This window comes from Arthrobacter sp. SAFR-044 (genome assembly GCF_059414985.1).
The window spans coordinates 451,290-478,084 of the sequence record NZ_JBPFDN010000002.1 but is presented as its reverse complement, the minus strand read 5'-3'; the positions used below and the strand labels follow the sequence as shown (position 1 = coordinate 478,084).

General features: G+C 67.4%; 21 protein-coding genes. 16 read left to right on the top strand and 5 right to left on the bottom strand.

All coding sequences use genetic code 11. The features are described 5' to 3' along the window. Positions 1-10: 10 nt before the first annotated feature. From ACR65J_RS04940 to ACR65J_RS04885, 12 genes are all read left to right on the top strand, one after another. Positions 11-1,000 (top strand): ABC transporter ATP-binding protein, encoded by a 990-nt coding sequence (locus ACR65J_RS04940; RefSeq protein ID WP_440166581.1) that lies wholly within the window; start codon positions 11-13, stop codon positions 998-1,000. Position 1,001: 1 nt separating this feature from the next. Then, positions 1,002-2,624, top strand: a complete 1,623-nt coding sequence (locus ACR65J_RS04935) for an ABC transporter permease (RefSeq protein WP_440166578.1) — start codon at positions 1,002-1,004, stop codon at positions 2,622-2,624. Beyond that, entirely contained in the window at positions 2,621-3,133 is a 513-nt protein-coding gene (locus ACR65J_RS04930; protein WP_440166576.1) for a GbsR/MarR family transcriptional regulator, read from the top strand. The genes ACR65J_RS04935 and ACR65J_RS04930 overlap by 4 nt, the downstream gene beginning before the upstream one ends. Further along, positions 3,130-4,146, top strand: coding sequence for a magnesium/cobalt transporter CorA (gene corA, locus ACR65J_RS04925; protein ID WP_440166574.1), 1,017 nt, complete (start codon positions 3,130-3,132; stop codon positions 4,144-4,146). Before ACR65J_RS04930 ends, corA begins: the two co-directional genes overlap by 4 nt. A 112-nt stretch (positions 4,147-4,258) precedes the next feature. After that, positions 4,259-5,611, top strand: coding sequence for an Nramp family divalent metal transporter (locus tag ACR65J_RS04920; protein WP_440166573.1), 1,353 nt, complete (start codon positions 4,259-4,261; stop codon positions 5,609-5,611). A 92-nt stretch (positions 5,612-5,703) separates the two neighbouring features. Then, positions 5,704-7,164, top strand: a complete 1,461-nt coding sequence (locus ACR65J_RS04915; protein WP_440166571.1) for an aminotransferase class I/II-fold pyridoxal phosphate-dependent enzyme — start codon at positions 5,704-5,706, stop codon at positions 7,162-7,164. Positions 7,165-7,200: 36 nt separating this feature from the next. Further along, on the top strand, positions 7,201-8,241 hold the full coding sequence (locus tag ACR65J_RS04910) for an o-succinylbenzoate synthase (protein ID WP_440166569.1): 1,041 nt from the start codon (positions 7,201-7,203) through the stop codon (positions 8,239-8,241). Positions 8,242-8,414: 173 nt separating this feature from the next. Continuing rightward, positions 8,415-10,481 carry a PhoX family protein gene (locus tag ACR65J_RS04905; RefSeq protein WP_440166567.1) on the top strand — a complete coding sequence of 689 codons (2,067 nt, stop codon included), beginning with the start codon at positions 8,415-8,417 and terminating at the stop codon, positions 10,479-10,481. 271 nt (positions 10,482-10,752) lie between these two features. Next, complete coding sequence (locus tag ACR65J_RS04900) at positions 10,753-12,174, top strand: extracellular solute-binding protein (protein WP_440166566.1); 1,422 nt, start codon at positions 10,753-10,755, stop codon at positions 12,172-12,174. Next, complete coding sequence (locus ACR65J_RS04895) at positions 12,171-13,172, top strand: carbohydrate ABC transporter permease (RefSeq protein ID WP_440166565.1); 1,002 nt, start codon at positions 12,171-12,173, stop codon at positions 13,170-13,172. Before ACR65J_RS04900 ends, ACR65J_RS04895 begins: the two co-directional genes overlap by 4 nt. 8 nt (positions 13,173-13,180) lie before the next feature. After that, complete coding sequence (locus ACR65J_RS04890) at positions 13,181-14,083, top strand: carbohydrate ABC transporter permease (protein WP_324642781.1); 903 nt, start codon at positions 13,181-13,183, stop codon at positions 14,081-14,083. A 32-nt stretch (positions 14,084-14,115) separates the two neighbouring features. Continuing rightward, entirely contained in the window at positions 14,116-15,510 is a 1,395-nt protein-coding gene (locus ACR65J_RS04885; RefSeq protein WP_440166564.1) for a glycoside hydrolase family 32 protein, read from the top strand. Positions 15,511-15,552: 42 nt separating this feature from the next. On the opposite strand, the gene ACR65J_RS04880 is transcribed toward ACR65J_RS04885, so the two are convergent. After that, the gene (locus tag ACR65J_RS04880; protein WP_440166562.1) at positions 15,553-16,641 is read right to left on the bottom strand and encodes a LacI family DNA-binding transcriptional regulator; all 1,089 of its coding nucleotides are present in this window, start codon (positions 16,639-16,641) and stop codon (positions 15,553-15,555) included. A 355-nt stretch (positions 16,642-16,996) separates the two neighbouring features. Here ACR65J_RS04880 and menD point away from each other — a divergent pair, with 355 nt between their 5' ends. Beyond that, positions 16,997-18,724 carry a 2-succinyl-5-enolpyruvyl-6-hydroxy-3-cyclohexene-1-carboxylic-acid synthase gene (gene menD / locus ACR65J_RS04875; RefSeq protein WP_440166676.1) on the top strand — a complete coding sequence of 576 codons (1,728 nt, stop codon included), beginning with the start codon at positions 16,997-16,999 and terminating at the stop codon, positions 18,722-18,724. A 99-nt stretch (positions 18,725-18,823) separates the two neighbouring features. On the opposite strand, the gene ACR65J_RS04870 is transcribed toward menD, so the two are convergent. The 4 genes from ACR65J_RS04870 to ACR65J_RS04855 all read right to left on the bottom strand — a co-directional run bounded on the left by ACR65J_RS04870 (position 18,824) and on the right by ACR65J_RS04855 (position 23,134). Beyond that, positions 18,824-19,600: an amino acid ABC transporter ATP-binding protein gene (locus ACR65J_RS04870; protein ID WP_440166560.1), complete on the bottom strand. Its 777-nt coding sequence runs from the start codon at positions 19,598-19,600 to the stop codon at positions 18,824-18,826. Next, positions 19,597-20,556 carry an amino acid ABC transporter permease gene (locus ACR65J_RS04865; protein WP_440166558.1) on the bottom strand — a complete coding sequence of 320 codons (960 nt, stop codon included), beginning with the start codon at positions 20,554-20,556 and terminating at the stop codon, positions 19,597-19,599. Before ACR65J_RS04865 ends, ACR65J_RS04870 begins: the two co-directional genes overlap by 4 nt. Positions 20,557-20,591: 35 nt before the next feature. Beyond that, entirely contained in the window at positions 20,592-21,545 is a 954-nt protein-coding gene (locus ACR65J_RS04860; protein WP_440166556.1) for an ABC transporter substrate-binding protein, read from the bottom strand. A gap of 188 nt (positions 21,546-21,733) precedes the next feature. After that, on the bottom strand, positions 21,734-23,134 hold the full coding sequence (locus tag ACR65J_RS04855; RefSeq protein WP_440166554.1) for an isochorismate synthase: 1,401 nt from the start codon (positions 23,132-23,134) through the stop codon (positions 21,734-21,736). A 112-nt stretch (positions 23,135-23,246) separates the two neighbouring features. Between ACR65J_RS04855 and ACR65J_RS04850 the strand changes: the two genes are divergently transcribed. Genes ACR65J_RS04850 through ACR65J_RS04840 form a run of 3 tightly spaced genes read left to right on the top strand, consistent with a single transcriptional unit; the run spans position 23,247 to position 26,527 of the window. Next, a complete protein-coding gene (locus tag ACR65J_RS04850; RefSeq protein WP_440166552.1) occupies positions 23,247-24,032 on the top strand; it encodes a demethylmenaquinone methyltransferase in 786 nt (261 codons plus the stop codon). 3 nt (positions 24,033-24,035) lie between these two features. Then, positions 24,036-25,430 carry a geranylgeranyl reductase family protein gene (locus tag ACR65J_RS04845; RefSeq protein ID WP_440166550.1) on the top strand — a complete coding sequence of 465 codons (1,395 nt, stop codon included), beginning with the start codon at positions 24,036-24,038 and terminating at the stop codon, positions 25,428-25,430. Continuing rightward, positions 25,427-26,527: a polyprenyl synthetase family protein gene (locus tag ACR65J_RS04840; protein ID WP_440166548.1), complete on the top strand. Its 1,101-nt coding sequence runs from the start codon at positions 25,427-25,429 to the stop codon at positions 26,525-26,527. The genes ACR65J_RS04845 and ACR65J_RS04840 overlap by 4 nt, the downstream gene beginning before the upstream one ends. Positions 26,528-26,795 lie beyond the last annotated feature (268 nt).

The following is a 26,795-nucleotide window of genomic DNA, read 5'->3' as shown; positions in this document are numbered from 1 at the left end:
GACTTGGACCATGAACACCGTTGTCCAGACAGTGGGGTTGCACAAACACTTCGGCCACGTCAGGGCCCTTGACGGGTTGGACCTGGAAGTCCAGCGCGGGGAGATCCACGGATTCCTCGGCCCGAACGGCGCGGGAAAGTCCACCACCCTGCGCGTCCTTCTGGGCCTGGCCCGGGCAACCTCCGGCTCCGCAACGGTCCTGGGGTATGAGCCATGGACCCAGGCGGTGGAACTGCACCGCCGCCTGGCCTACGTCCCCGGCGATGTCCGGCTCTGGCCGAACCTGTCCGGCGGCGAAACCATCGACCTGCTGTCCCGGCTGCGCGGCGGCACGGCTGACGGTGCCGCGTACCGCCGCCGCAAGGACCACCTGTGCCAGGTCTTCGACTTCGATCCGGCGAAGAAGGGACGCGCCTATTCCAAGGGCAACCGGCAGAAGGTTGCGCTCATCGCCGCGCTGGCCACCGAAGCGGAGCTCTACCTGCTGGACGAGCCCACCAGCGGCCTTGACCCGCTCATGGAGGAGGTGTTCCGGGGTGAGCTGCTCGCCGCCGTCGACCGCGGGGCCAGCGTGCTCCTTTCCAGCCACATCCTCTCGGAGGTGGAGGTGCTGTGCCACCGCGTGAGCATCATCCGCGCCGGCAGGATCGTCGACGGCGGCACCCTGGACTCCCTGCGGCACCTCACCAGGTCCGAAGTTTCCTTCGCGGCGGACGGCTTGGATGCGGAGGCCCTGGCCCGGCTGGGTGCGGTGCATGACCTGACGGTCGACGCCGGGCGCGTCCGGTTCAGGGCCGACGCGGACCGGATCGCCGAGGTGCTTCCAGTCCTGGGTGCCCTGGGCGTGCAGGGCCTGACGATCGTCCCGCCGTCCCTCGAGGAGCTGTTCCTGCGGCATTACGGTGACACCTCCCTTGGCGCTGAGACCCCGGATCAGCATCTGGCCGAAGGGAACCACGGTTCCCGGCGGCACCTGCTCGGTGCCAGGGGGCGGAGCTGACATGGGCGTCCTCCTGGTCCTCTGGGGCCAGCGGGTGCGCCGGGACCGCTGGCAGCTCCTGAGCTGGGTGGTGGCCATCGGTGCGTTTGCCCTGTTCGCGGCCGCCGCCGTCACCCAGACCTACGGCAACGTGGCCAGCCGCACCGAGATCCTGCAGGTGGCCATCGCCACCCCCGCCATCCTGATGCTCCGCGGCCTGCCCCGCGGCGCAGACCAAGGGGCCTTCACGTTTTTCCTGATCTACGCGTTCCTTGCCCTGCTGGCAGGCCTGATGAGCACATTCCTGGCGGTCCGCCACTCCAGGGCCGACGAGGAATCCGGCGGCGCGGAACTGGTGGCCGCCACGCCCGCGGGACGCCTGATGCCCACCACGGCAACCCTGCTGCACGGAATCACGGCGAACATCCTCGTGTCGCTCGCGGTGTACTTCGGCTTCCTGTCGCAGGGCCTGGACCCCCAAGGTTCCCTGGCTGCTGGAGCCGCAACGGGCGCCGTCGGACTCTCGTTCCTGGGCGTGGGGCTGCTGGTGGCCCAGTTCATGGGCACATCACGGGGTGCCAACGGTGTGTCCGCTGCACTGGTTGCCCTGGCCTACGTCCTGCGCGGGATCGGGGATGCCACCGGTACGCCCGGCACCGACGGGACCACCATGACCGAAGGGGCCGCCAGCTGGTTCTCGCCCATCGGCTGGGGCCAGCAGACATACGCTTACTCAGGGAACCGCGGCTGGCCGCTGCTGCTGCCGGTGGGGCTCGCCGTCGGCTGCCTCGCAGCTGCCTGGCTCATCCTCCGCACGCGCGACAACGGGGCCAGCGTCTGGGAAGCGCGGCCCGGACGTGCCGCCGCCCGGGGCGGCCTTCGCAGTCCCGTGGCCCTCGCCTTGCGGCTGCAGGCCGGATCGATTTTCGGGTGGGGCCTGGGCGGCCTGGCCCTGGGCCTGCTGGCGGGGTCGCTCGGAACGGCGATTGCCGCCGTCGACACCCCGGACACCAACATCACCGCCGTGATGCGGGCCATGCTCCAGTCGCAGGGAACCTCGCTCACCCAGCTCATGGTGTCGGTGCTGTTTTCCATGGCAGGGGTCCTGGCTGCGGCGTGTGCCCTGCAGGCGGTGGCGAGGCTGCGGCAGGAGGAAGCGGCAGGAACCGCCGAACTCCTGCTGTCCGCCCCGGTGGGACGCGTCCGGTGGCTGGCCGGTTACCTGCTGCTCGGCGCGGCCGCCGTGGTGCTGGTGGTGGGACTCACGGGGGTGGGCGCGTGGGCCACCCTCACCGGCTCCGGCGATGAATCCATGCCCGCCGATGCCCTTTGGCAAACCGCCCTGGCCCAGCTGCCGGCGGCACTGATCTACCTGGCCGTTCCGGCCCTGGTGTTCGTCCTGTGGCCCGCCGCCACCATCGGGGCCAGCTGGGGACTGCTGGCCCTGGGGGTGCTGCTGGGCATTTTCGGCGGGATGCTGGGCATTGACCAAAGCCTGCGCGACCTGTCGCCGTTCACCCACACGCCGGTGCCGCATGGGGACGCCACGGACTGGAGCGGCGCCTGGTGGATGCTGCTGGTTGCCGCGGTTGCCGCCGCGCTGGCTGTGGCGGCGATGCGGCGGAGGGAGGTTGGCGCGGCATGAGCGCAGACGCCGACGTGGTTGGCTCCCGGGCCCCGGAACTCACCGCCGCCGCTGGTGCCACGGCGGCCGCTGCCGAACGGACTGCGGCCGCCTTCGCGGCGGCCGGGTTTCCAAAGATGCCCGCGCGGACACTGCTGGCGCTGGTGTCCTCGGAGCAGGGGAGCCTCACCGCTGCAGAGCTTTCCGAGCAGCTGGGGGCAAGCGCCGCTGCCGTCTCCGGCGCCGTGCGGTACCTGCAGGCCGTGGGCTTCGTGCACCGGGTCTCACAGCCCGGAAGCCGCCGCGACCTCTACGCCCTGCACCAGGACGAATGGTACGTGGCGTCCATGCGCAACAGCCCCGTCTACGAAAAGCTTGCGGCCCTGACCGACGCGACGGCCGAAACACTCCCTGAAGGATCGGCGGCGCGGGCCCGGGTGGCGGAGATGGCCCGGTTCTACCGCTTCCTCAATTCCCGGATGCCGGCCCTGCTGGACGACTGGGAGCAAGAGCGGGAGGCGGAGCCGTGACCATCATCGATAACGCGGTGTACGTGAACGGGCTCCGCACCGAGGACCCGGAAGACCTTGACGAGACCTACTTCCTGCTCCGCCAGCGCGAGGGGATGGCGTGGATCGGCCTCTACCGGCCGGACCCGGAGGAACTGCACTCCGTGGGCGAGGAATTCGACCTCAACGCCCTGGCCATCGAGGACGCGCTCGCCGGCCACCAGCGGGCCAAGCTGGAGCATTACGGCGAGTGCCTGTTCCTGGTGCTCCGGCCCGCCAGGTACCGCGACGATGAAGAGAAGGTGGACTTCGGGGAGATCCATGTTTTTGTCGGCGACGAGTACGTGGTCACCGTCCGGCACGCCGAATCCCCCGACCTGGCCAAGGTCCGGCGCCGGATGGAGGCCATGCCCGAATTCCTGGCCCTGGGACCTGACGCGGTGCTGTACGGGATCCTGGACCAGGTGGTGGACGAATACGAACCGGTGGTGGCCGGCCTGGAGAACGACATCGACGAAATCGAGGACGACCTCTTTGGCGCGGACCCCGACGTGTCCCGCAGGATCTATGAGTTGTCCCGCCAGGTCATCACCTTCCAACGCGCCACCAGCCCGCTCGCGGGAATCCTGCAGGCCCTGATGGCCGGAACACCGGACCGCGAACAGGCGACAGAACTCCGGGACCACTACCGGGACGTCCTGGACCACGTCATCCGGCTCAACGAGCGCGTGGCGTCCTTCCGTGCTTTGCTCCAGAACGCGCTCGCCGTCAATGCCGCCCTAGTGGCCCAGCGGCAAAACGATGAGATGCAGCGCATGACCGAGTCCAGCTTCGAACAGAACGAGCAGGTCAAGCGCATCTCCTCATGGGCTGCCATCCTGTTCGCGCCCACCCTGGTGGCGTCCATCTACGGCATGAATTTCGCCAACATGCCCGAGCTCGCCTGGACCTACGGCTATCCGTATGCGCTGGGGCTGATGGTGGCCATGGGCCTGGTCCTCTACCTTGCGTTCAAGCACAACAAGTGGATCTGATCCGCCGCTGCGGAACTTTTCTTCCAGATTCATGGTCTACCATGGGCTACTAATCCTAAGCATGCTTAGCAGTTGGGCGGCTTAGCGGTCGATGGTGAGCGGAGAAAACTGAATGAGCAAGGCCGAAATTACCGGACGGCCCCAAGTCGATCACCCGGCAGCGAGGGTTGGACGGAAGTCGCTCCTGCGCCGTTTCGGTTCGATGCTCGGGCCCGGCCTAGTGACCGGCGCGGCGGACGATGATCCGTCGGGGATCGCCACCTACGCCAAGGCCGGGGCGGTCTTTTCCAACGGCATGCTGTGGACCGCGCCGGTGACATTGCCCATGATGATGGCCGTCCAGGAGATCTGCGACCGCACGGCGCTGGCCACCGGCGAAAGCCTGGGCAGGCTGGCCAGGCGCAAGTTCTCCCGCCGCCCGCGGGTGGTGATTGCGGTGTTGATCACCGCACTCTTAGTGGGCAATATCCTGAACGCCGCCGCGGACCTGATGGCGATCGGGCAGGGCATGCAGATGCTTGGCGCCGGCCCCGACCACGTGTGGAGCGTGCTTGCGGGTATTGGCATCGCCGCGGCGCTCCTGAGCGGGTCGTTTGCCGTCATTGCGAAGGTGTTCAAATGGCTCTGCGTCACGCTGCTGGCGTATGTGGCCGTCCTGTTCGTCGCCAATGTGGACTGGGCCGACGTCCTGGAAGGCATGCTGGGAATGAAGTTCAGCTTCGCCCCGGAGTACCTTGGCCTGATTGTGGCCGTGCTTGGCACCACCATTTCGCCCTACCTGTTCTTTTGGCAGAGCGCCCACCGGGTGCAGGAGCTGCGCGCCGAGGACCACGGCGGGGACGAGGCAGTGGGACTGAAGGACCGCCCCGATGCTGCCGTCGCCGCCCACACCCTCCGAAAGGCCCGGGCCGACGTGTTCATCGGGATGGTCTTCTCCGTCCTGGTGATGTTCTCGATCATGGCAGCCACGGCAGCAACCCTGGGCAGGGAGGGTACCGAAGTGAATACGGCTGCCGACGTGGCCAAGGCGCTGGACCCTGTGGTGGGACCGGCCGCCACGGTCCTGTTCGCCGCCGGGTTCATCGGCACCGGCATCCTCGGCGTCCCGGTACTCGCGGCGTCCGGGGCAGCGGGGCTGGCCGGCCTGCTCGGCAGGGACTGGGGCCTGGACCTCAGCCCGCGGCGCGCCCCCTTGTTTTACACGTTGCTGGGGATCGGCATGGTGGCTGGTGTCCTCATCAGCTTCTTCTCCTCCGACCCCATCGGCCTCCTGGTCTTCAGTGCCACCGTCAACGGCATTGCAGCGGCCCCGTTCCTGGTGGTCACCATGCTGATCTCGCGGGACAAGGCCATCATGGGCGAGTACCGCAACGGCCGGCTCGCCGCCACGCTCGGCTGGTTCACGGCGGCAGTCATGGTGGTGGCAGGCGGCATTGGCGTCTGGACGACCATCGCCGGAGCCTAGCCCGGCCGCCGGCCGGTGCTGCCGCCGTCGTCCGCGCCGCTTTGAACGCCGCACAAGGCCTTACTGACCGATCCAACGAAAGGAACAACAACATGGACCATAACGAAGCGCCGTTGCTGGACGCATTGGACAGCTATCACAAGTTGGACCGTTACGGCTTCACCCCGCCCGGCCACCGGCAGGGCCGCGGCGCCGATCCCCGCGTCCGGGACATCCTTGGGGCGGAGACATTCCGCGCGGACGTCCTCGCCTCGGCAGGCCTGGACGACCGCTCCTCCTCCGGCGGATACCTGAAGAAGGCAGAGCAGCTGATGGCTGATGCCGTGGGTGCCGACCAGGCCTTCTTCTCCACCTGCGGCAGCTCGTTGTCCGTAAAGGCTGCCGTCATCGCCGTTGCCGCCGGCAAAGGTGATTTGCTGGTCAGCCGCGATGCCCACAAATCCATCACGGCCGGACTGGTGTTCTCCGGCATCCAGCCGCGCTGGATCCGGCCGCGCTGGGACCCCAACCTGCATATTGCCCACCCGCCGTCACCCGCAGATGTGGAGGAGATGTGGGAGCGCCATCCGGATGCGGCCGGCGCCCTGATCGTCAGCCCCACGCCCTACGGCACCTGCGCAGACATCGCCGCCATCGCGAAGATCTGCCACGACCGCGGGAAGCCCCTGATCGTGGACGAGGCCTGGGGTGCGCACCTGCCCTTCCATGAGGGCCTGCCCACCTGGGCGATGAGCGCCGGCGCCGACGTCTGTGTGGTGTCTGTGCACAAGATGGGTGCCGGATTCGAGCAGGGTTCCGTCTACCACCTCCAGGGGGACCTGGTGGACGCCGCGCACCTGTCCCAGTGTGCTGACCTGCTGATGACCACCAGCCCGAATGCCATTTTGTACTCGGCCATTGATGGCTGGCGCCGCCAGATGGTCCAGCACGGGGGCGAGCTCCTTGGCAATGCGCTGGGGCTGGCCCGGAGGCTGCGCCGGGACATCGATGCGCTCCCCGGGATCCATGTGCTGGAGGACGAGCTCCTCGCCGCCGAATCCTCGCACGACCTGGACCGGCTGCAGATCCTCATGGACCTTTCTGGGCTGGGGATCAGCGGCTACCAGGCGGCGGACTGGCTGCGGGAGAACTGCCGCATTGACATGGGGCTCAGTGACCACCGCCGCATCATGGCAACCATGTCGATGGCCGATGACGACGCCTCCGCGGAGCGGCTGCTGGCGGCGTTGCGTGCCCTTATTGACGCAGCCCCTTCGCTTCCGTCCCCTCCGGAGGTTTCCCTGCCTTCGCCGTGGGACCTGGAACTGGAGACGGTTGCCCTTCCCCGCGACGCCTTCTTCGGTCCCCGTGAAGATGTGCCCGCGCGGGAAGCTGTGGGACGGGTCGCTGCCGAGCAGATCACGCCCTACCCGCCCGGCATTCCCGTGGTTGTTCCCGGCGAGAGGATCAACGAAGCGGTCATTGAGTACCTGGAATCGGGGTTGAAGGCCGGGATGGTCCTGCCCGATCCGGCCGACCCGTCGCTGGGCACCATCCGGGTGGTGCGGGAGTAACTGGGCGCTCCGGACCAGCGGCGTACAGTAAACGGCATGCCCAACCCCGGTCTCCCGACTGCCCCTGGTACCCCGCCCCAACCAGTTCCCCCGCTCGCGGAACTGCTGGCCAGCGCCCACGTGGTCAGCCTGCCCATGCGGGTGAAGTTCCGCGGGATCACGCAGCGGGAGTCCCTCCTGCTCCGCGGCCCCGCGGGCTGGGGCGAGTTTGGCCCGTTCCCGGAGTACGGCGACGCCGAGGCCGCGCGGTGGCTGGCCGCGGCCATCGAGGCTGGGTGGCATGGCTTTCCCGCGCCGCTGCGGACATCGGTTCCCGTCAACGCTACGGTGCCGGCGGTTTCCGCTGACCGGGTGCCGGACGTGCTGGCCCGGTTCGGCCGGGTGGACGCCGTTAAGGTCAAGGTGGCGGAGCAGGGGCAGTCACTGGACGACGACGTTGCGCGGCTTTCTGCCGTCCGCGCCGCTTTACCGGACGCGGCCGTGCGCGTGGATGCCAACGGCGGGTGGGACGTACCGGCCGCCGTGGAGGCACTGACCCGGCTGGCGCCGGTGGGGCTGGAGTACGCAGAGCAGCCGGTGCGGTCCACTGAGGGGCTGGCCGAGGTCCGGTCCCGGCTGCGGGACGCCGGGACTCCGGTGCTGATCGCGGCGGACGAGAGTGTCCGCAAGGAAACTGATCCCCTCCGCGTTGCCCGGGCCGGCGCGGCGGACCTGATCGTGGTCAAGGTGGCGCCGCTTGGGGGAGTGCGGCGCGCCCTGGACATCGTGGCACAGGCCGGACTTCCCGCCGTCGTGAGCTCCGCCTTGGACACCTCCGTGGGCATCCGGGCCGGGCTGGCGCTGGCCGCCGCCCTGCCGGAGCTGCCCTACGCCTGCGGCCTGGGCACGGTGTCCCTGTTTGAATCCGACGTCACCCTGGACCCCTTGGTGGCCGACGACGGCGCCATCCGCCTCCGCGACGTGGCCGCCGACGTCGGGCTGCTGGAGCGGTTTGCCGCGCCCGCGGAACGTCGGGACTGGTGGCTTGACCGGCTCCGCCGCGTCCACGCCCTCCTCACCCCATCGATTGCTCCGTAATTGTCGTTTTGAGGCCTCAAAACGGCAGGTACGGAGCAACCGATGAGGGAATAGGCAGCGTTCCTGCAGGTCACAGGGGGTTCACCCTAAGTTCATCCATTTGATGGGCAGCCGTAGGAAGAGGCTGGAAGGGTGATCGGGCATCCCCAGTGAGATTCCTTGGAAGGTTCCCCATGTCTGAAACTGCCCGCAAGTTCACCCTGCTGCCCATGCTCGGCCATACCAAGGGCAAGCGCAGCCCCGTCACCTGTGCGCTCAAGTGCGACAACGCCTGCGCCGGTGACGTCTGCAACACCAGCTCCAACAGCTACTTCCGCGACATCGCCTCGGCCACCATGTCCCGCCGTGCCGCCCTGGGCCTTGGCGCCGCCGGTGCCCTCGCCGTCGCCCTCGGTTCAGCCGTGAGCTCCGCTGAACCTGCCTCCGCCGCGGGCCTGTCCAAGGCCGCCAAGGAAGGTTTCGGTAACTCCAAGCTGCAGTTCACCGCCATCAAGCCGGTGGACAAGGCTGTTGACGCGTTCACCGTTCCGGAGGGCTTCACCTGGCAGCCCATCATCCGCTGGGGTGACCCGCTGTTCAGCGATTCCCCGGAGTTCGACCTGGACAACCAGACCGCGGCAGCCCAGGCCCGCCAGTTTGGCTACAACAACGACTACACGGACATCGTGGAGATTCCGGGCAGCAAGGGCCGCCGCGCGGTGCTGTTCACCAACCACGAGTACACCAACGAAAGCATCATGGTTCCCGCCGGCTGCGACCCCGTGGAAACCCGCGCCATCGGCCGCGCCGCCCATGGCCTGGCCGTGGTGGAATTGGAGCGCAAGAACACCACCAAGCCGTGGAGCTACGTGAAGGGCGCGCCGCTTAACCGCCGCTACCTCTCCGACACCACCTACGAACTCACCGGCCCGGTTGCCGGCTCGGCGCTGGTGAAGACCGTGGCCGACCCGTCCGGCCGCGCCATCAAGGGCACGTTCGGCAACTGCTCCGGCGGCACCACCCCCTGGGGCACCATCCTCTCCGGCGAGGAAAACTTCAACGGCTACTTCGTGGCCGGCGGCACGTCAGCCGGCGACAAGCGCTACGGTCTCACCGCCAAGCCCACCGCACGCAAGTGGGAACTCGATGACCCCCGCTTCGACACCCGCAACGCCGGCTACGAGAACGAGGCCAATCGCTTCGGCTGGATCGTCGAAGTCGACCCGTTCGATCCCACCTCCACCCCCAAGAAGCGCTCCGCCATGGGCCGCTTCAAGCACGAGGGCGCCAACGTGATCGTGGCCGCATCCGGCCACGTGGTGGCCTACATGGGCGACGACGAGAAGTTCGACTACCTCTACAAGTTCGTCTCGGCGGACACATACCGTGAGGGCGACCGCAGGCACAACATGAACCTGCTGTCCGAGGGCGACCTCTACGTTGCCAAGTTCACCGGCAACTCACCCGCTGCGGAAATCACCGGAACCGGGGCACTTCCTTCCGACGGCGCCTTCGACGGCACCGGCGAATGGCTGCCCCTGATGGTTGCCGGCAAGTCCGCCGTCCCGGGCATGTCGGTCGAGGAGGTCCTGGTGTACACCCGGCTCGCAGCGGACAAGGTTGGGCCCACCAAGATGGACCGCTGCGAGGACGTCCAGCCCAGCCTGCACACCGGCAAGGTCTACGTGGTCTGCACCAACAACTCCGACCGCGGCACCGGCACCAAGGAAGGCGCAACCGAGGTCAACCCGCGCACCCAGAACCGCGACGGCCACATCGTGGAAATCACCGAAACCGGGGACCAGACCTCCACCAAGTTCAACTGGACCCTCCTGATGGTCTGCGGCGATCCGGCGCAGGGTGACGTCACCTACTTCTCCGGCTACCCGGTGGACAAGGTTTCGCCCATCTCCTGCCCGGACAACGTGGCCTTCGATTCCGTGGGCAACCTCTGGATCTCCACCGACGGCGCCCCTTCCGGCATCGGCTACAACGACGGCCTCTTCAAGGTCACCCTGCACGGCGTCGAGCGGGGCAAGGTGGAGCAGTTCCTTTCCGTTCCCCGCGACGCCGAAACCTGCGGCCCGGTCATCCACGACGACGAGCGCACGGTGTTCGTCTCCGTGCAGCACCCGGGCGAGGACGGCACCTTCGAGGCGCCCAACTCGTTTTTCCCGGACTACGTCCCTGCAGGTGCGACGCCGGCCCCCGGCCAGGTGCGCGCGCCCCGTCCTTCAGTGGTCCAGGTCTTCCGCGGCTAACCCGGCCCACCCGGACGCGCCATCACTTTTGGCCCCCGTTCCGGGGACGCCCCATCACCTTTGGCGACGTTTCCGTCAACGCCCCATCACCTTTGGCGACTTTTCCGTCAACGCCCGCTCACCTTCCGCCCTTTCCGGCGGAATGGTGGGCGGGCGTTTCGGGCTTAAACGCGCGTCTCTCCCAGCTGCCGTGGAGGCGCTCCATGTGATGCTTGACACGTGTTAGGTTCGTAATCTACAGTTCCTAACACGTGTTAGGAAGGAAAACGACATGACCGGAGCCATAAACGGGCACCTGCGGGACATCACCCGCCGTACCGCCCTGGGTGCCCTCGGCGCGGGAATCATCGGAGCAACCGTGGCGTCGTGGCCGCGGCTCTCCGGAACGGACATCCCGGGCCGCGGGGACAACAGCCTCAGCATCGCCATCATGGGCACCGCCGCGGACGCCGCCGCCCGCCAACGTGCCATCGACGCATTCACCCGCCTCCATCCGGAGATCCGGGTCAAGGTCCAAGCCATCCAGGCCGTGGACTGGAAAGACTTCTTCACCAAGATCCTCACCATGGTGGCCGCGGGAACCCCGCCGGACGTGGTGTACGTGGCGACCGAGGGCGCCCAGCTGTTCGCCGAAAAGCTGGCCCACCCGCTGGACGAGTACATCCGCCGCGATGCTGCGGACATGCGCGAATTCTTCGACGACGTCCACCCCAGCCTGGTGGAAGCCTTCATGTACAAGGGCAGCCTGTACCAGCTCCCCATGGACTGGAACGCGGCCAACATGTACTACAACACGGCCGCGTTCGCGCAGGCAGGCCTGGACCAGCCGGCCGACGACTGGACCCACATCGATTTCCGCAACAGCCTCGCCGCGATGCGCAAGGCCCGGACCTCCGACTTCACGCCCTACTACTGGACCAACCGGCTCTTCGGCGGTGTGGTGCCGTGGCTCTACGCCAACGACACCAGCTTCCTCAAAGAGACCCGGTCCGCGGGCGGCGACTGGCTCTGGGACGGCTTCTACGCCAACGACCCCTCCCGCAGCCTCCGCTCCGGCGGCTACCAGTGGCTGGAACCGAACGCGAACGACGACCGGGTGTTCGAGTCCTTCGACTACCTCCGCGGCCTGGTCAAGGACGGACTGGGCGTCCGGCCGGAAGAAGGCGGGGGCAGTTCCCTGGTGGGCCTGTTCGCCTCCAACCGGATCGGAACCACGCCCGCCGGCGGCTACTGGGTGCAGGGCCTGCATGAGGCCGGCATGGGTGCCAACGACTTCGACGTCCAGTTCTTCCCGCGCTGGAAGACCCAGCGCCACCAGTTCGGCACCGCCGGCTACGCGATCATGAAGACCGCCAAGGACAAGGATGCCGCCTGGGAATGGATCAAGTTCAGCTCCAGCCGCGAGGCGATGGAGCTGATCTTCCCTAGCCCGATCACCACGCCGGCGCGCCGCTCCATGGTCAACGAACAGCTGTATGCCGGCAAGGGTCCCGCCCACTGGAAGGTCTTCTACGACACCTTGGACCGGTTCCCCACCACTGGCCCCATCCCGGCACCACCCCAGCAGGCCGCCGTCGAAACGGCCCTGATGAAGAACGTATCCCTTGCCGTCAGCGGGGACGAGCAGCAGCTCAAGCAGGCCCTCGCATCCATGCAGCGCGACCTTGAACTGGCCCTGAGGAGGCAGTCATGAGCACCACCACCCCGCCCCGGGAACGGCCCAAGCGGGCTGCCGGCCGGGCACGTACGACGACGGCCCGCACCAGCGGCGCCAACATCTCCGGCGGTGCCGCGAGCGCCGGGAGCCGCAGCGGAGCCGGGCACAACCAGCGCTGGCTGGCCTGGATCTTCCTGGCGCCCACCATCCTGGGCATGGGCCTGTTCACCCTGGTTCCCATCGTGGCCTCGGTTGTCCTTGCCTTCTTCCGCTGGGACATCATCTCGGCACCAACCTTCGTGGGCTTCGATAACTTCTCGGAAGTGGTCCAGGACCCCACCGTGCGGGTGTCCTTCCTGAACACCATCGTGTTCGTGGTGGTGGCGGTGGCACTCCAGCTGGGACTCGCCCTGGCATTGGCGGTCATGGTGCAGGAGAAGATGCCGGCGTGGCTGCGGGTGTTCTTCCGGTCCGCGTTCTTCTTCCCGCTGATCCTGTCCGCCGCCTCGGTGTCCATCTTCATGCGGTACCTCTTCAACGAACAGTTCGGCGTGGTCAACTGGTTCCTGTCCCTGGTGGGCATCCCCGCCGTGCCGTGGCTGACCACACCGGGCGGATCGGCCGCCGTCGTGATCCTGGTGTACGTCTGGCAGAACTTCGGCTTCTCCTTCCTCCTGTTCATCGGGGGCCTTGCCTCCATTCCCGTCGAGACATACGAGGCAGCCGCGATTGACGGCGCCACCGGCTGGCGCAAACACCTCCACGTGACGTTGCCGCTGCTGAGCCCCACCACGCTCGTCGCCTCGGTCATGGCCATCATCAGCGCACTGCAGGTCTTCGACCAGCCCTACGTCCTGACCCGCGGCGGCCCCGGCGACTCCACCCGCACCGCCGTCATGGTCATCTTCGAATCGGCGTTCCAGCGGCTCGAATTCGGCCAGGCGTCCGCCATCGGCGTGCTGCTCACGCTGATCATCATGGCCATCACGGCCGCACAGTTCCGGCTCAGCAAACGATTCGTCTTCTACCAGTAAGGCCAGCCATGACAACCACAACTGACCACGGCCTGGCCGGACATTCCCCCCGGCTCTCCCAAGGCCTCCCCATCACCACGCCCAACCGGAAGAAGTTCAACTGGAATTTCGCCGTCCGGACCCTCCTGCTGCTGCTCGCGGCCGCCCTCACGCTCGGACCTGTGCTCTGGACCCTGTCCACGTCGCTGCGGTCGCCGTCGGAATCGTTCAAGCTGCCGCCGTCTTTCATTCCCTGGAACCCGGACTTCACCTCCTACGGCGAAGTATTCAAGCAGCTGAATATCTTCCTGCTGGTCCTCAACAGCGCCCTGGTCACCGGCGTAATCGCAGTGGGCCAGATGGTCTCCGCAGCCCTGGCCGGTTACGCGTTCGCGCACCTGAAATTCCGTGGTCGAGGGGCGCTGTTCTCGATCGTGCTGGCCACCATGATGGTGCCCGTGCAGGTGACGATCGTCCCCGTCTTCATGCTGATCCGCGGCATGGGCCTGTCCGACACCCTGCTCGCGCTGATCCTGCCGGCCATCCCGACGGCGTTCGGCACGTTCCTGATGCGGCAGTACTTCATGGGGCTGCCGGCAGAACTCGCCGAAGCCGCGTCGATCGACGGCGCCAGCCCTTGGCGGACATTCCGTTCCGTGTACGCGCCGCTGGCGATGCCCGGCATGGCGATCGTGGGAATCCTCGCGTTCAACTTCCACTGGAACGAGTTCTTCCGCCCGCTGATCCTCACCATTTCCGAACAGAACTTCACGCTCCCGCTGGGCCTTGTCTCACTGCAGGGCAACCTGGGCACTGGCAGCATCTCGGTGGTCCTGGCGGGCGTAGTCCTGTCCATGATCCCCGCGCTGGTGGTCTTCATCTTCGGCCAACGCGCCCTGCAGGACGGCCTCACAGCCGGAACCGGCAAGTAAACCTCCCTCCCTCAAGCCCGAAAGGCCGTTCCATGACCTCCCCGGACCTCGCCGCCGTCCATCCCGGCACCGTCACCTTCGACGACGTTGCCGCCGCCCACCCCGACCCCGCCTTCCCCCGCTTCCACCCGCGCCCGGCACAGGGCTGGATCAACGACCCCAACGGCATCAGCTTCATCAACGGCCGGTACCACGTGTTTTTCCAGTACAACCCGGACTCGGCCCGGCACCACAGGATCGCCTGGGGACACGTGAGCTCGGCGGACCTGGTCCGCTGGGAGGAGCACCCCGTGGCGCTTCGCCCGCAGGATGGCGGCCCCGACGAGTACGGCTGCTGGACAGGGGTGGTGACGGACGACGACGGTGTTCCCACCGCTGCCTACTCCGGCGTCCGCGGCGACGGGGGCCACTCACAGGTGGTCATCGCCCGCGGCTCGGAGGACCTTGTCCACTGGGAGCAGGCAGGCCACGTTTCCGCCACCATGCCCGCCGACGGACTGGTGACCGCAGTGCGGGACCCGTTCATTTTCCGCTTCAACGGCAAGCGGTACGCCATGCAGGGCGCCGGACTGGCCAACGGGCACGCCGCCCTGCTGCTCTACACCGTGGACGATCTGACCGACTGGAAGTACCAGGGCATCTGGCTGACCTCGGAGAACCCTGTTGCCGCCACGTTCACCCCAGCGGAGATCTGGGAGTGCCCGCAGCTGGTGCAGGTGCCCGACAACGATGCCCCTGCCGGGGGCACCTGGCTGATGATGTTCTCGCTCTGGCTCGCCGGCGACTCACACGAACACGCCAACGGCGTGGGCCACCTGATCGGATCGCTTGCCGAAGACCCCGCCACAGGGCTGCCCGTCTTCACGCCGCGGACCGGCGGAAAGTCCGATCTGGGCCGCGACTTCTACGCCCCGCAGGTGGTGTCCCTGGAGAACCGGGCCCTGCTGTGGGGCTGGGCCAACGAAGGCCCCGGGCGGGACGGGCGCCGCGGCCGCAGCCAGGCAGAGATCGACGCCGCCGGGTGGGCCGGAGTCCTGACCTTCCCGCGCGAGCTTTCGATAATCGACGGTTCCCTTGCGGTCAGCCCTGCCCCGGAAGTCGATGCCTACCGCGGGGACCTGCTCGCCGGCCAGGCATCCGGAATGGTGCCGTTGCCTGCCTTCGCCGAGGCCGTGGTCACCGCAGCAAAGGGCGGTGCGGTGGAATTGCTCCTGGTGGGGAACGGAAGCCGGCAGGTGGTCTTCAGCGGCAGCGTCGACGCGGGGGAGGAGCTGCGGGTGTTCGTGGATGCCTCCCTGGTGGAGGTGTACCATTCCGGGTCGGTGGCAACCACGCTGCGTGCTTACCCGGCTGCGGGGGAGGAGTGGCACCTGAGCCTTCCCGCAGGGGCAACGGCAGACGTCTGGAGCCTGGCCAGGCCCGCGTAACCCGCTCCAAACCCGTCCGGTAGGTCCCGGCCGGCGGCGCGGTCAGCGTCCGGCCGGGACCGGGCCGGTGGATTCCCTGACCACCAGCCGGCAGGGAACCATCGTTTCCCTCGCGGTGCCGGAGACGACGGCGGCAGCCGGGCCGCCGTCGTCGGACGTTCCCTCCGGTGCAGACCCCACCTCGGCGAGCAGTGACGCCATGGCCGTCGCCCCCATCTCCCGGAGCGGCAGGGCCATGGTGCTCAGCGCCGGGACCATGGCCTTCGCGATGCGGAATTCGTCGTCGTACCCCATGACGGACACATCCTGCGGGACGCTCAGGCCCAGTCGGTAGCAGGCCAGCACTACACCGATGGACAGACGGTCGTTGGCGCACAGGATGGCAGTGGGCCGGGCGGCCGGTTCCACGCCTTCGAGGAGTTTCATGGCACCGTGGAAGCCGGCGTCGATGTCCCAGCCCACCTGGATGACGCGGTCCTCGTTGACGGGCATCCCCGCGCCGCTGAAGGCCGCACGGTAGCCCTCGATCCGGCGGGGCGCCGCGGGGGTCAGGGAGTCGCCGGCGAGGAATGCGATGTCCCGGTGGCCCAGGGACATCACGTGCTCTGCGGCTTCCCGGCCACCGCGCACTTCGTCAGGAATCACGGCCGGAAGCCCTGCCTCCGGACGGTCATCGAAGCAGTTGGCCAGGATCGACGGTACACGCGCCATGTTTGCGGGCACGTGCAGCGGCCGCAGGCCCACGGTCACGTACATCAGGCCGTCCACCTGGCGGTCCAGCAGGGTTTCCACGGCGCTCTCATCGCGGGACTCATCCAGCTCGGTGTCCATCACCACGGTCACAAAGCCGTGTTCGCGGGCCACCGCATCGGCGCCGGCAATGATGTTGCCGTCGAACGGGCTGGTGACCACCTGGTCGGACACGATTCCAATGACCCGCGACTGCTGGTTGCGCAGGCTCAGGGCGATCTTGTTGGGGGAGTAGTTGAGCGCTGCCGCTGCCTCCCGGATCCGCTGCTGGCTTTCGAGTGCCACGTTGCCGTCGCCGCGGCCGTTCAGCACCAGCGACACCGCACTGCGCGACACGCCTGCCAGCTTGGCGACGTCGAGGGCGGTGGCCTTGCGCTTCATGGGTGGTCCTTCGGGTGCTGGGATCTCTTGCTTGGGTGAAGTTTACCTAACTCGTGTGAGCTTGCGCTCTCTCCCGACGCCCCATCACGTTCCGCCCGCTATCCGGCGACGCCCCATCACCTTTAGCCCCCTTCTCGGGAACGCCCCATCACTTCCCGGGGCCGCCGGGGCAGGAGGTGATGGGGCGTGTGGTGGGTTGGGGCGGGAGGTGATGGGGCGTGTGGTGGATTGGGGCGGGAGGTGATGGGGCGTCGGAGGGTGGCAAACTGGGTTGGTGACTTCGCTGAACGAACCGACTCCGGACACCCCCGCTGCCGACACCCCCGAGGCCGAACCGGAGACGCATACTCCTGAACTGGACACCCCTGAATCGGAGACGCCTGCTCCTGAGTTAAGCGCCCTCGCTGCCGCCCGAATCGCCGTCGAGGTCCTGCTCGACGGCGGCGTGCGGCACGTGGTGGTATCGCCGGGTTCGCGGTCGGCCCCCATGGCATACGCCCTCGCCGAGGCCTCGGCGGCAGGCCGGGTGGACCTGCTGGTCCGGATCGATGAGCGCGCGGCAGGCTTCACCGCGCTGGGCCTTGCCCTGTCCAGCGGCTCGCCCGCAGCCGTCCTCACCACGTCCGGGACCGCTGTCGGAAACCTGATGCCCGCGGTGATGGAAGCCAACCATGCCGCCGTCCCGCTGATCGTCCTGTCCGCGGACCGGCCCGAAGAGCTGCGCGGGACTGGTGCGAACCAGACCACGGTGCAGCCGGACCTCTTTGGCGAGCACGTCCGGTTCGCCGCCGATGTTCCCGCCGGCACCAACCCCGAGCGGGCCCTCCGGACCGGACTCTCCGCAGCCACCGGCGCGTTCCCGGACCTTCCGCCGGGCCCGGTCCAGCTCAACCTCGCGTTCCGCGACCCGCTGGTGCCCGCTCCTGAGGATCGACTGCCCGACGCCGTGGAGCGGCAGCGCTACCGGGTGGGAGCCGAGCCGCTGGTCATGAACCTGCCGCCGGCCCCGGAGACCCTGCCGGAGCGGCGCACGGTGGTGTTGGCAGGGCACGACGCCGGTCCGGTGGCCGAAGCATTCGCCCGCGCCCACAACCTGCCGCTGCTCGCTGAACCATCCTCCAACTCCCGCTTCGGCCCCAACGCCGTGGGCCCCTACCGGCTGCTGCTGGAGCACTTCAGGACCGGTTCGGCGCAGCCTATCGAGCGCGTAGTGCTGTTCGGCCGGCCCACGCTGTCCCGTCCGGTGGCCGCGCTGCTGGCAAGCGCCGACGTGGAATCCGCCCTGTACCAGCCCGTCCCGGTGGCCTGGTACGAACCCGGACGCCGCACCGAGCTGCCGCTGGAAAACCTGGCGGACCTCGCCGGGTTCGCCGGCCGCGGCAGCTCCACCTGGTTGGACTCGTGGCTGCTCGCCGGGTCCGCGGCACAGCATGCGCTGGACCAGGTGCTGTCCACAGAGCCGCCCGCCACGGGTCCTTCGGTTGCTTCCCAGGTCTGGAAGCACTCGCGCGGCCAGCTGCTGCTCGGCTCCTCCAACGGCATCCGCGACGTTGACCTCGCTGGACTTCCCGCCCACGATCCAGCCGCCATCGTCTACGCCAACCGGGGCCTGGCCGGCATCGACGGCACCATTTCCACCGCCACCGGCATCGCCTTGGGCGGCCGGCAGCAGACCACCGTCCTGCTGGGCGACGTGACCTTCCTGCACGACGCGGGCGGCCTCCTCCTCGGCGCCGGCGAAGAACAACCGGACCTGCGGATTGTGGTCCTGAATGACGCCGGCGGTGCCATCTTCAGCCTGCTCGAGCACGGGGGTGTGGAGGAATGCGGCCGCTACGGAGGCGCCGTCGAACGCCTCTTTGGCACCCCGCACTCCGTGGACATTGCGGCACTCGCCGCAGCGTACGGCGTCGGACATTCCCTGGTCAGTACGACGGCGGGACTCGCCGAAGCGCTAAGCCAGCCTGTGCAGGGGCGCAGCATCGTGGAGGTCCGGACGGACCGCCGGTCGCTGCGGCAGCTCCACACCCGGATCAAGGAAGCAGTGTCTGCCGCGGTCGAGGGCGTCCTCTCCGGCCAGTAGCATCGACGCACAGAATCCCCCCGGGACGCGGAAATGCCCTGCCGCTACCGATATACCGGTAGCGACAGGGCATTTGCGTGTCGAAAGTGTGGAACCGCGTCAGAGCACGCGGCCCAGGAACTCCTTGGTGCGCGCATGCTGCGGGTTGGCGATGATCTCGCGCGGGTCGCCCGATTCCACCACCACGCCGCCGTCCATGAAGGTCAGCGTGTCACCCACTTCGCGGGCGAAGCCGATCTCGTGGGTCACCACGATCATGGTCATGCCCGACTTGGCCAGGTCCTTCATCACGTTCAGGACATCGCCCACCAGCTCCGGGTCCAGGGCTGAGGTGGGCTCGTCGAAGAGCATGAGCTCCGGGTCCATGGCCAGGGCCCGCGCGATGGCAACGCGCTGCTGCTGGCCGCCGGACAGCTGGGAGGGGTAGTGGCCGGCGCGGTCGCCGAGCCCCACCCGGTCCAGCAGCTCCAGCGCCCGCTTCTGGGCGGCAGCCTTGGACTGGCCCTTCACATGCACCGGCGCTTCCATGACGTTCTGGAGCGCGGTCTTGTGCGGGAACAGGTTGAACCGCTGGAACACCATGCCGATCTCGCGGCGCTGGGCGGCGATCTCTTTGGTCTTGAGGTCATGGAGCCTGCCGTTGACCTCGCGGTAGCCAATCAGCTGGCCGCCCACGGAGATCCGGCCGGCGCTGATGCTCTCAAGGAGGTTGACGCAGCGCAGCATGGTGGACTTGCCGGACCCGGAAGGCCCGATCACCACTGACACCTCGCCCTGGTTCACGGTCATGTCGATGCCCCGCAGGACATGGTGCTGACCGTAGTACTTGTGGAGGCCCTCGATCTTGACCAGCGGCTTCTCTGCTGTGACGGTCATCGTGCACTCTCCTCGGGGAAGTCCGTCTTCATTGACCGCTGGGCATCAGCGCCGGCACCGGCCGCTTTGGCGGCAGCCGGGTTGACGGCTGCCGGGGCGAGGTTGTCCACGCCCTTGCCGTAGTAGGCCTCGATGAAGTGCTGGCCAACCATGAGGATGCTGGTGATCACCAGGTACCAGATTGCGGCCACAATCAGCAGCGGAACCGGCAGGTAGGTCCGGTTGGCCAGGGCGTTCGTGGCGAACGTGAGATCCAGCGTGAACGGAACGGCGAGGACCAGCGAGGTGGTCTTCAGCATGCCGATCGTTTCGTTGCCGGTGGGCGGAACGATCACGCGCATGGCCTGCGGCAGGATGATGCGCCACATGATCTTGCCCTTGGACATGCCCAGCGCTTCGGCAGCTTCCTGCTGGCCCCGGTCCACGGACTTGAGGCCGGCCCGGAAGATCTCCGCCAGGTAGGCGGACTCGTTCAGGCCCAGGCCGAGGATCGCGGCAACGGTCGCATTGACCACGCTCGCCGTATCCAGGCTGAAGAGTTCGGGCCCAAACGGAACACCGGCGCTGATCTTGGGGTACAGAACTGCGATCAGGCCCCAAAACACCAGCTGGGTGTAGACAGGGGTGCCGCGGAAGAACCACACCCAGACCCAGCTGGACCACCGGAAGATCGGGTTGTCGGACTGCCGCATGAACGCCAGCAGAATGGCCAGGACGATCGCCAGCACCATTGACGCAACCGTCAGCAGGAGGGTCCAGCCCACGCCCTGGACCACTTTCACGTCCAGGATGTAGGTGCCGACAATGTCCCACCGGAAGTTGGGGTTGGTAACCAGGCTCTGCAGGAACACCGCAACGAACGCGAGAATGATGACGGCGCTGATCCACCGGCCGGGGTGGCGCACCGGCACTGACTTGTTCAGTACCGGTGCGTCCCGGTGTTGATGGTGTTCCATGTGCACGCCTGACTTGTCGTCGGTAACGCGAAAACTCAAGACTTGACCGCCGGGTTGACCTCGGACTTGGTGATGGCGCCCTCAGAGTTGCCCCAGCCGTCCAGGATCTTCTTGTAGGAGCCGTCTGCCATCAGCTTGGTGACGGTCTTCTGGATGACCTCTGCCCAGGCGGTGTCGGCCTTGGCCACAGCGATGCCCTGCGGAGCGGAATCGTAGACGTCGCCCAGCTTCTCCAGCTGGCCGTTGGTCTGGGTCAGGGCGTAGCCGATGATGGGGGAGTCGGCGGCCATGGCGTCGATGCTGCCGTTCACCAGGCGGGTGGTGACATCCGTCTGGTTCTTCAGGGTGACGATATCGATGGGCTTCTTGCCGTCAGCAACACACTTCTTGTTGCGGTCGGCCAGGTCCGGGTCCTCCTGGACGGTGCCGGTCTGCACGCCGATGGACTTGCCGCACACGTCGTCCAGGGAGAACTTGTTGGGGTTGCCCTTCTTCACGGCCCAGGCGGTGCCTGCGTTGAAGTAGCTGACCATGTTCACTGCGCCCAGTCGTTCCGGGTTGATGGTGAACGAGGAGATGCCCAGGTCGTACTTGGGGCCGAGGGCCGGGAGGATGCCGGTGAACTCTGCGGTCTGGACCTGGACCTTGAGGCCCAGGGTGGCGCCGATGGCCTTGGCAATGTCCACGTCGTAGCCGACAGGTGTCTGGCCGTCGGCACCGAGGAATTCGGCCGGCGCGTAGCTGGTGTCGGAGCCAACCGTGATGGTGCCCTTGGACTTGATGGCGTCCGGGACCATGGCGGCCAGGGCGTCGTCCTTCTTAACGGTGGTGGGATCAAAGCTGGCGCTGGCGCTGCCCGAGGAGGTGGCCGCGCTGGAGGGACCCGTTTCCGAGGCGTTGGTGCATGCTGAGAGGGCCAGGGCGCTGATGGCGATCATGGTGGCAGCGGTCAGCTTGGAAGTGCCCAGGAGGGTACGGGGAGTCTGCATTTCTTACCTTTTGTTGCAGGGGCTATGAGGTACTAACGCGGCTTATAGTGTAACGCTCAACAAGAGAGGTACGTCACACGCAACTAAGTTTCACTATTGGATAACTGTATGGGTGACAAAATCAAGCCTTCCAGAGCAGCACTCGTCTGTCATCCCAGACTCCTTACCCACGTGGGGCGGGAAGAACGTCAGCTGCTGATGCCCAGGGACTCCAGCATCGGCCGGAACTTGGCCCAGGTTTCGGCGAGTTCAGCCTCTGGCTGCGAACCGTCAACGATGCCGCAGCCGGCATACAGCCGCACGGTTTCGGGGGACTCGATGACGGCGCCGCGCAGGGCGATGCCCCACTCGCCGTTTCCGGCTGCGTCCAGCCAACCAACTGGACCCGCGTACGGCCCGCGGTCCAGGTGTTCCAGTTTGCGGATCAGTTCACCGGCCACAAGGGTTGGTGTTCCGCAGACGGCGGCGGTGGGGTGCAGCGCGTTGATCAGGGCCAGGCAGGTGGGCACGTGGCCTTCCACCTCGGTGAGCTCGGCCTTGACATCGGAGGCCAGGTGCCAGACGTTGGGCAGCTCCAGGATGAAGGGTTCGTCATGGGCATTCATCGCCTCGGAGAACGGCGCCAGCTGTGTGGTCAGCGACTGGATAGCGATCTCATGCTCATGCCGTTGCTTTTCCGAGCCAGCCAGGACGCGTGTGGCGTAGTCCATCGGCGGCCCGTCCTCGCCGTGCGCGTCGCGGCGGTCCAGGGTGCCGGCCAGCACGCGGGCCTGGGCAGTGCGTCCCTCCACCTGGATCAGCATCTCGGGCGTGGCGCCCACCAGCCCGTCCACGCCGTAGGTCCAGCATTCCCGGTACCGCGCGGCGAGCTCCCGCAACACGTCCGCGGCATGTACGCCGGAAGGAATAGTTGCCACTACATCCCTTGCCAGCACGAGCTTTTCCAGGGCGCCGGTGCGGATTTCGGCAACGCCGGCGGCGACGGCGTCCATCCAGGCTTCCTCGCTGAGGGAGCCGGTGTGCAGCGTTGCGCCGGCTGCCAGGGGGAGGGGGCGGACGACGGCGCCGCCTCCTGTGCCGGGTACGGCACGTACGGAATCGTCCCCGGCGGAGTCCGCTGCCGCCGTCGTGCTTTCCACGGCGGGGGCACCGGCGGAACCGCGGTCCAGCCAGCGGTCCAGCGCCGCGAGGGCCGTCTCTTCGGTGAGTGGGCCCCCGTCGAACGTCAACTGGGTGAGCCAGGCCTGGTTGTCCCGCACGCCCACCACGATCTCGGGCACGATCAGCCGTGACTCGTGGATCGACGTCTTGGAGAAAGCAAAGGAGCCGAAGGCCACGGGGCCGGTGCCGGGCAGTTCCACGGAGTCGGTGACCTCGGCCTCCAGGACCAAGTGCCGCCACCAGATATCGGCCTCAAGGAACCGGTCCGGCCCCGTGGAGGTGAAGCGCGCGATCTCGCCGAAACCGGCCAGTCCGGCCTCCCGGCGGGTCCAGCAGAGGACATCGTCCCGGACCAGAAACGCAGGAAGCCCCCCGGTGAATTCTTTTCCATCCAGGGGGACCGTCAGGGTGCGGAACGTGCTCGTCATGATGAGACAACACTACTCCCGCGTACGCCGGCGGCTTTTCGGGGCCCGCCCCCTCCGGAGGAGCCCGGCATGGCTGGTCAGGACCGTCAGGAACATTTGAGACAATGTCATGGTGAACCGAGCATCCTTGGATAAGCGTCCGGACGAAGTAGCCACGATGTTTGACGACGTCGCACCGAAATACGACGTCGTCAACGATGTCCTGTCCATGGGGCAGACCCGCCGGTGGCGGAAGATCGTGGTGGACGCCATGGAAGTCTCCAAGGGCCAGCGGGTCCTGGATCTCGCGGCCGGAACGGGTACCTCCAGCGAACCGTATGCCGATGCCGGCATAGATGTGGTGGCCTGCGATTTCTCCCTGGGCATGCTCAAGGTGGGCAAGCGCCGCCGCCCGGACATTAACTTCGTCGCCGGGGACGCCACCAACCTGCCGTTCGCGGACAACACTTTTGATGCCACCACCATCTCCTTCGGCCTGCGCAACGTGAACGAGCCCAAGAAGGCGCTGCAGGAGATGCTCCGCGTCACCAAGCCCGGCGGCCGCCTGGTCATCGCCGAGTTCTCGCAGCCGGTGGTTCCGCTGTGGCGCACCATGTACACGGAATACCTGATGCGCGCCCTGCCGGCCATCGCCGTCAAGGTCGCCTCCAACCCGGATGCCTACGTCTACCTCGCCGAATCCATCCGTGCCTGGCCGGACCAGGACCACCTGGCCGCATGGCTGCAGGAGAGCGGCTGGGAGAAGGTCACCTACCGCAACCTCACCGGCGGCATCGTGGCAGTACACCGCGCCTTCAAGGCGGCCGATTCCTCGGCTGGCCGTCTGGATGGAACTGCTGCCGCCATCGCCGCGCACAAGGGCCCGGTGGCCAAGCTGCGCCGCAACACCGTCCGCTGACCTGTGAAGGTACTGATTGTCGGCGCGGGTCCGGCCGGATCCACCGCCGCGTACTACCTCGCCAAGGCCGGGATCGACGTCACGGTCCTGGAGAAGACGTCCTTTCCGCGCGAAAAGGTCTGCGGCGACGGCCTGACCCCGCGCGCCGTCCGGGAAATCCAGAAGCTCGGCCTGCCGCATCCTGAGAACGACGGCTGGCGGCGGAACAAGGGCCTGCGCCTGATCGCCGGCGGCCGCACCATCGAGCTGCCCTGGCCCGAGGTGTCCGACTTCCCGCAATACGGGCTGATCCGCACGCGCCTGGGCTTCGACGAGGAGCTGGCCCGGCACGCCCAGTCGGCAGGTGCAACCATACTTGAGCGGCACAGCGTGACGGATGCCATCCGCAACGACGCCGGCCGGGTCACGGGAGTCCGCGCAGCGCTCCTTGACGAGTCCGGACGTAAGACGGGGGAGACTCGCGAGTTTAGTGCCGACGTCGTCCTCGCTGCTGACGGCAACTCCACCCGCACCGCCGTGTCCCTCGGGATCCAGAAGCGTGACGACCGTCCGCTCGGCGTCGCCGTCCGGACCTATTTCACCTCCCCGCGCACCGACGATGACTGGATGGAAGGCTGGCTGGAGCTCCGTTCGCCGGCTCCCCACGCCTCGCAAGCTCGGCGCGGGACCCGCGCCGGCTCTCTGGGCCGCGACGACAAGCTGCTGCCGGGCTACGGCTGGGTGTTCGGCGTGGGCGACGGTACCTCCAACGTGGGCCTGGGCATCCTGAACTCCTCCAAGGAATTCGGCAAGCTCGACTACAAGCAGGTCCTGCGCGAATGGACCGCCGGCATGCCCGCAGACTGGGGCTTCACGCCGGAGAACCAGGTGGGGGAGATCCGCGGCGCCGCGCTGCCCATGGGCTTCAACCGCACCCCGCACTACTCGCCCGGCCTGCTGCTCCTGGGCGACGCCGGCGGCACGGTCTCGCCCTTCAACGGCGAGGGCATCTCCTACGCCATGGAGTCGGCACGGTTCGCGGCTGAGTTCATCATCGACGCCTCCTCGCGCTCTTTGGCGGCAGGGGGAACGTACGACGCCGACGCGCACCTTTCGCGGTACGCGGACTATGTGCGGAACCAGTGGGGATCACACTTCACGCTTGGGCGGGCATTTGCCGCGCTGATCGGGAAGCCGGCCGTCATGAAGCTCGCACTGCGCACCGGAATGCCCATCCCGTTGCTGATGCGGTTCGTGGTCCGGCTCCTTGCCAACCTCACCGACCCCGCCGCGAAGGGCTTCGAGGACCGGGTGATCCGCGTCCTGGAATCACTGGTTCCGGCCACGAGTAATACATCCACCGTCCCGCCAGCTTCGAACCAGCGGTATCCGCAACAAAAAGTTAGGGTTAACCCGTGACCAACTCCGCAGACCACAGCTGGACGCATGCCGGGCACGGCCTGCCGGACTCCGAACCCAGCCTCAACACCACCGCCATCGCCACGGGCCTCCAGTTGCCTGCGGGCTTCGCGGCCATCGCGGGGGATGCCGAGCTGGGCCCGGCCATCACCAACAACCTGGCCAAGGTGGAGAAGAAGCTCCGCGAAGCCATTGCCAACTCGGATCCCCTGGCTGACGCAACGTCGCGCCACCTGGTGGAAGCCGGCGGCAAGCGGATCCGCCCGCTGCTGACCCTGCTCTGTGCCCACCTCGGTGACGCGTCCCTGCCCGCTGTGGTGCAGGCCGCCGTCGTGGTTGAACTGACGCACCTGGCAACCCTGTACCACGATGACGTCATGGACTCCGCGCCCTTCCGCCGCGGCGCCCCCACGGCCCACGAGGTGTGGGGCAACTCCGTGGCTGTCCTGACCGGCGACCTGATCTTTGCCCGCGCCTCCATCCTGGTGTCGGAGCTGGGCGGCCGCGCGCTGGGCATCCAGGCCCGTACCTTTGAACGGCTGTGCCTGGGCCAACTGCACGAGACCGTGGGACCGAGGCCGGATGAGGACCCTATCGAGCACTACCTGTCCGTCATTGCGGACAAGACCGGCTCCCTTGTTGCTGCCTCCGGCCAGTTCGGTGCCATCTTCTCCGGGGCTGATGAGGCGTACGAAGACGTCCTGGTGGAATACGGCGAGAAGGTGGGTGTGGCCTTCCAGCTGGCCGACGACGTCATCGATGTCACCGGGGTCAAGGTCAAGTCCGGCAAGTCCCCGGGAACCGACCTGCGCGAAGGGGTACCCACCCTGCCGGTGCTGCTCCTGCGCAAGGCTGCTGCTGGTGGCGACCAGTCCGCCGTCGACCTCCTGAAACTGATTGACGGCGACCTGTCCTCCGACGAAGCGTTGGCGGCCGCCGTTGCAGGACTGCGCGAGCACCCCGTCACCGCCGAATCCTGGGTGGTTGCGCGCCAGTGGGCCAAGGAAGCCATTGACGCCCTCGCTCCGCTGCCCGAGGGCGTGGTCAAGGAATCGCTGTCCAACTTCGCGCTGGCCGTGGTGGACCGCGCCAGCTGACCACACGTTTCTTAGGAGCCCGGTTCCCCTGGTTGTCCAGGTGGGGCCGGGCTTCTTCTTTCCATCGATTGCTCCGTACTTGTCGTTTTGACGCGCTAAAACGACAAGTACGGAGCAATCGATGGATGGGGCGTTAACGGGACAGCCCCGGTCCGCATCAGCCGAAGCTGCTGTGAACCGGGGCTGTCTCTCCGTTCGCATCAGACCCGCCGGAGGCGTTTAGCGGATCCGTGAATAGCTTATGACAGGTTTGTCACAGTGCGCAAGT

Coding starts and splice junctions, on each gene's coding strand:
- ACR65J_RS04910 (WP_440166569.1), top strand. CDS start 7,201: ATGCCCAACCCCGGTCTCCCGACTGCCCCTGGTACCCCGCCCCAACCA.
- ACR65J_RS04935 (WP_440166578.1), top strand. CDS start 1,002: ATGGGCGTCCTCCTGGTCCTCTGGGGCCAGCGGGTGCGCCGGGACCGC.
- ACR65J_RS04870 (WP_440166560.1), bottom strand. CDS start 19,600: ATGACCGTCACAGCAGAGAAGCCGCTGGTCAAGATCGAGGGCCTCCAC.
- ACR65J_RS04900 (WP_440166566.1), top strand. CDS start 10,753: ATGACCGGAGCCATAAACGGGCACCTGCGGGACATCACCCGCCGTACC.
- ACR65J_RS04930 (WP_440166576.1), top strand. CDS start 2,621: ATGAGCGCAGACGCCGACGTGGTTGGCTCCCGGGCCCCGGAACTCACC.
- ACR65J_RS04885 (WP_440166564.1), top strand. CDS start 14,116: ATGACCTCCCCGGACCTCGCCGCCGTCCATCCCGGCACCGTCACCTTC.
- ACR65J_RS04855 (WP_440166554.1), bottom strand. CDS start 23,134: ATGACGAGCACGTTCCGCACCCTGACGGTCCCCCTGGATGGAAAAGAA.
- ACR65J_RS04890 (WP_324642781.1), top strand. CDS start 13,181: ATGACAACCACAACTGACCACGGCCTGGCCGGACATTCCCCCCGGCTC.
- ACR65J_RS04915 (WP_440166571.1), top strand. CDS start 5,704: ATGGACCATAACGAAGCGCCGTTGCTGGACGCATTGGACAGCTATCAC.
- ACR65J_RS04880 (WP_440166562.1), bottom strand. CDS start 16,641: ATGAAGCGCAAGGCCACCGCCCTCGACGTCGCCAAGCTGGCAGGCGTG.
- ACR65J_RS04895 (WP_440166565.1), top strand. CDS start 12,171: ATGAGCACCACCACCCCGCCCCGGGAACGGCCCAAGCGGGCTGCCGGC.
- ACR65J_RS04865 (WP_440166558.1), bottom strand. CDS start 20,556: ATGGAACACCATCAACACCGGGACGCACCGGTACTGAACAAGTCAGTG.
- ACR65J_RS04940 (WP_440166581.1), top strand. CDS start 11: ATGAACACCGTTGTCCAGACAGTGGGGTTGCACAAACACTTCGGCCAC.
- ACR65J_RS04920 (WP_440166573.1), top strand. CDS start 4,259: ATGAGCAAGGCCGAAATTACCGGACGGCCCCAAGTCGATCACCCGGCA.
- ACR65J_RS04860 (WP_440166556.1), bottom strand. CDS start 21,545: ATGCAGACTCCCCGTACCCTCCTGGGCACTTCCAAGCTGACCGCTGCC.
- ACR65J_RS04905 (WP_440166567.1), top strand. CDS start 8,415: ATGTCTGAAACTGCCCGCAAGTTCACCCTGCTGCCCATGCTCGGCCAT.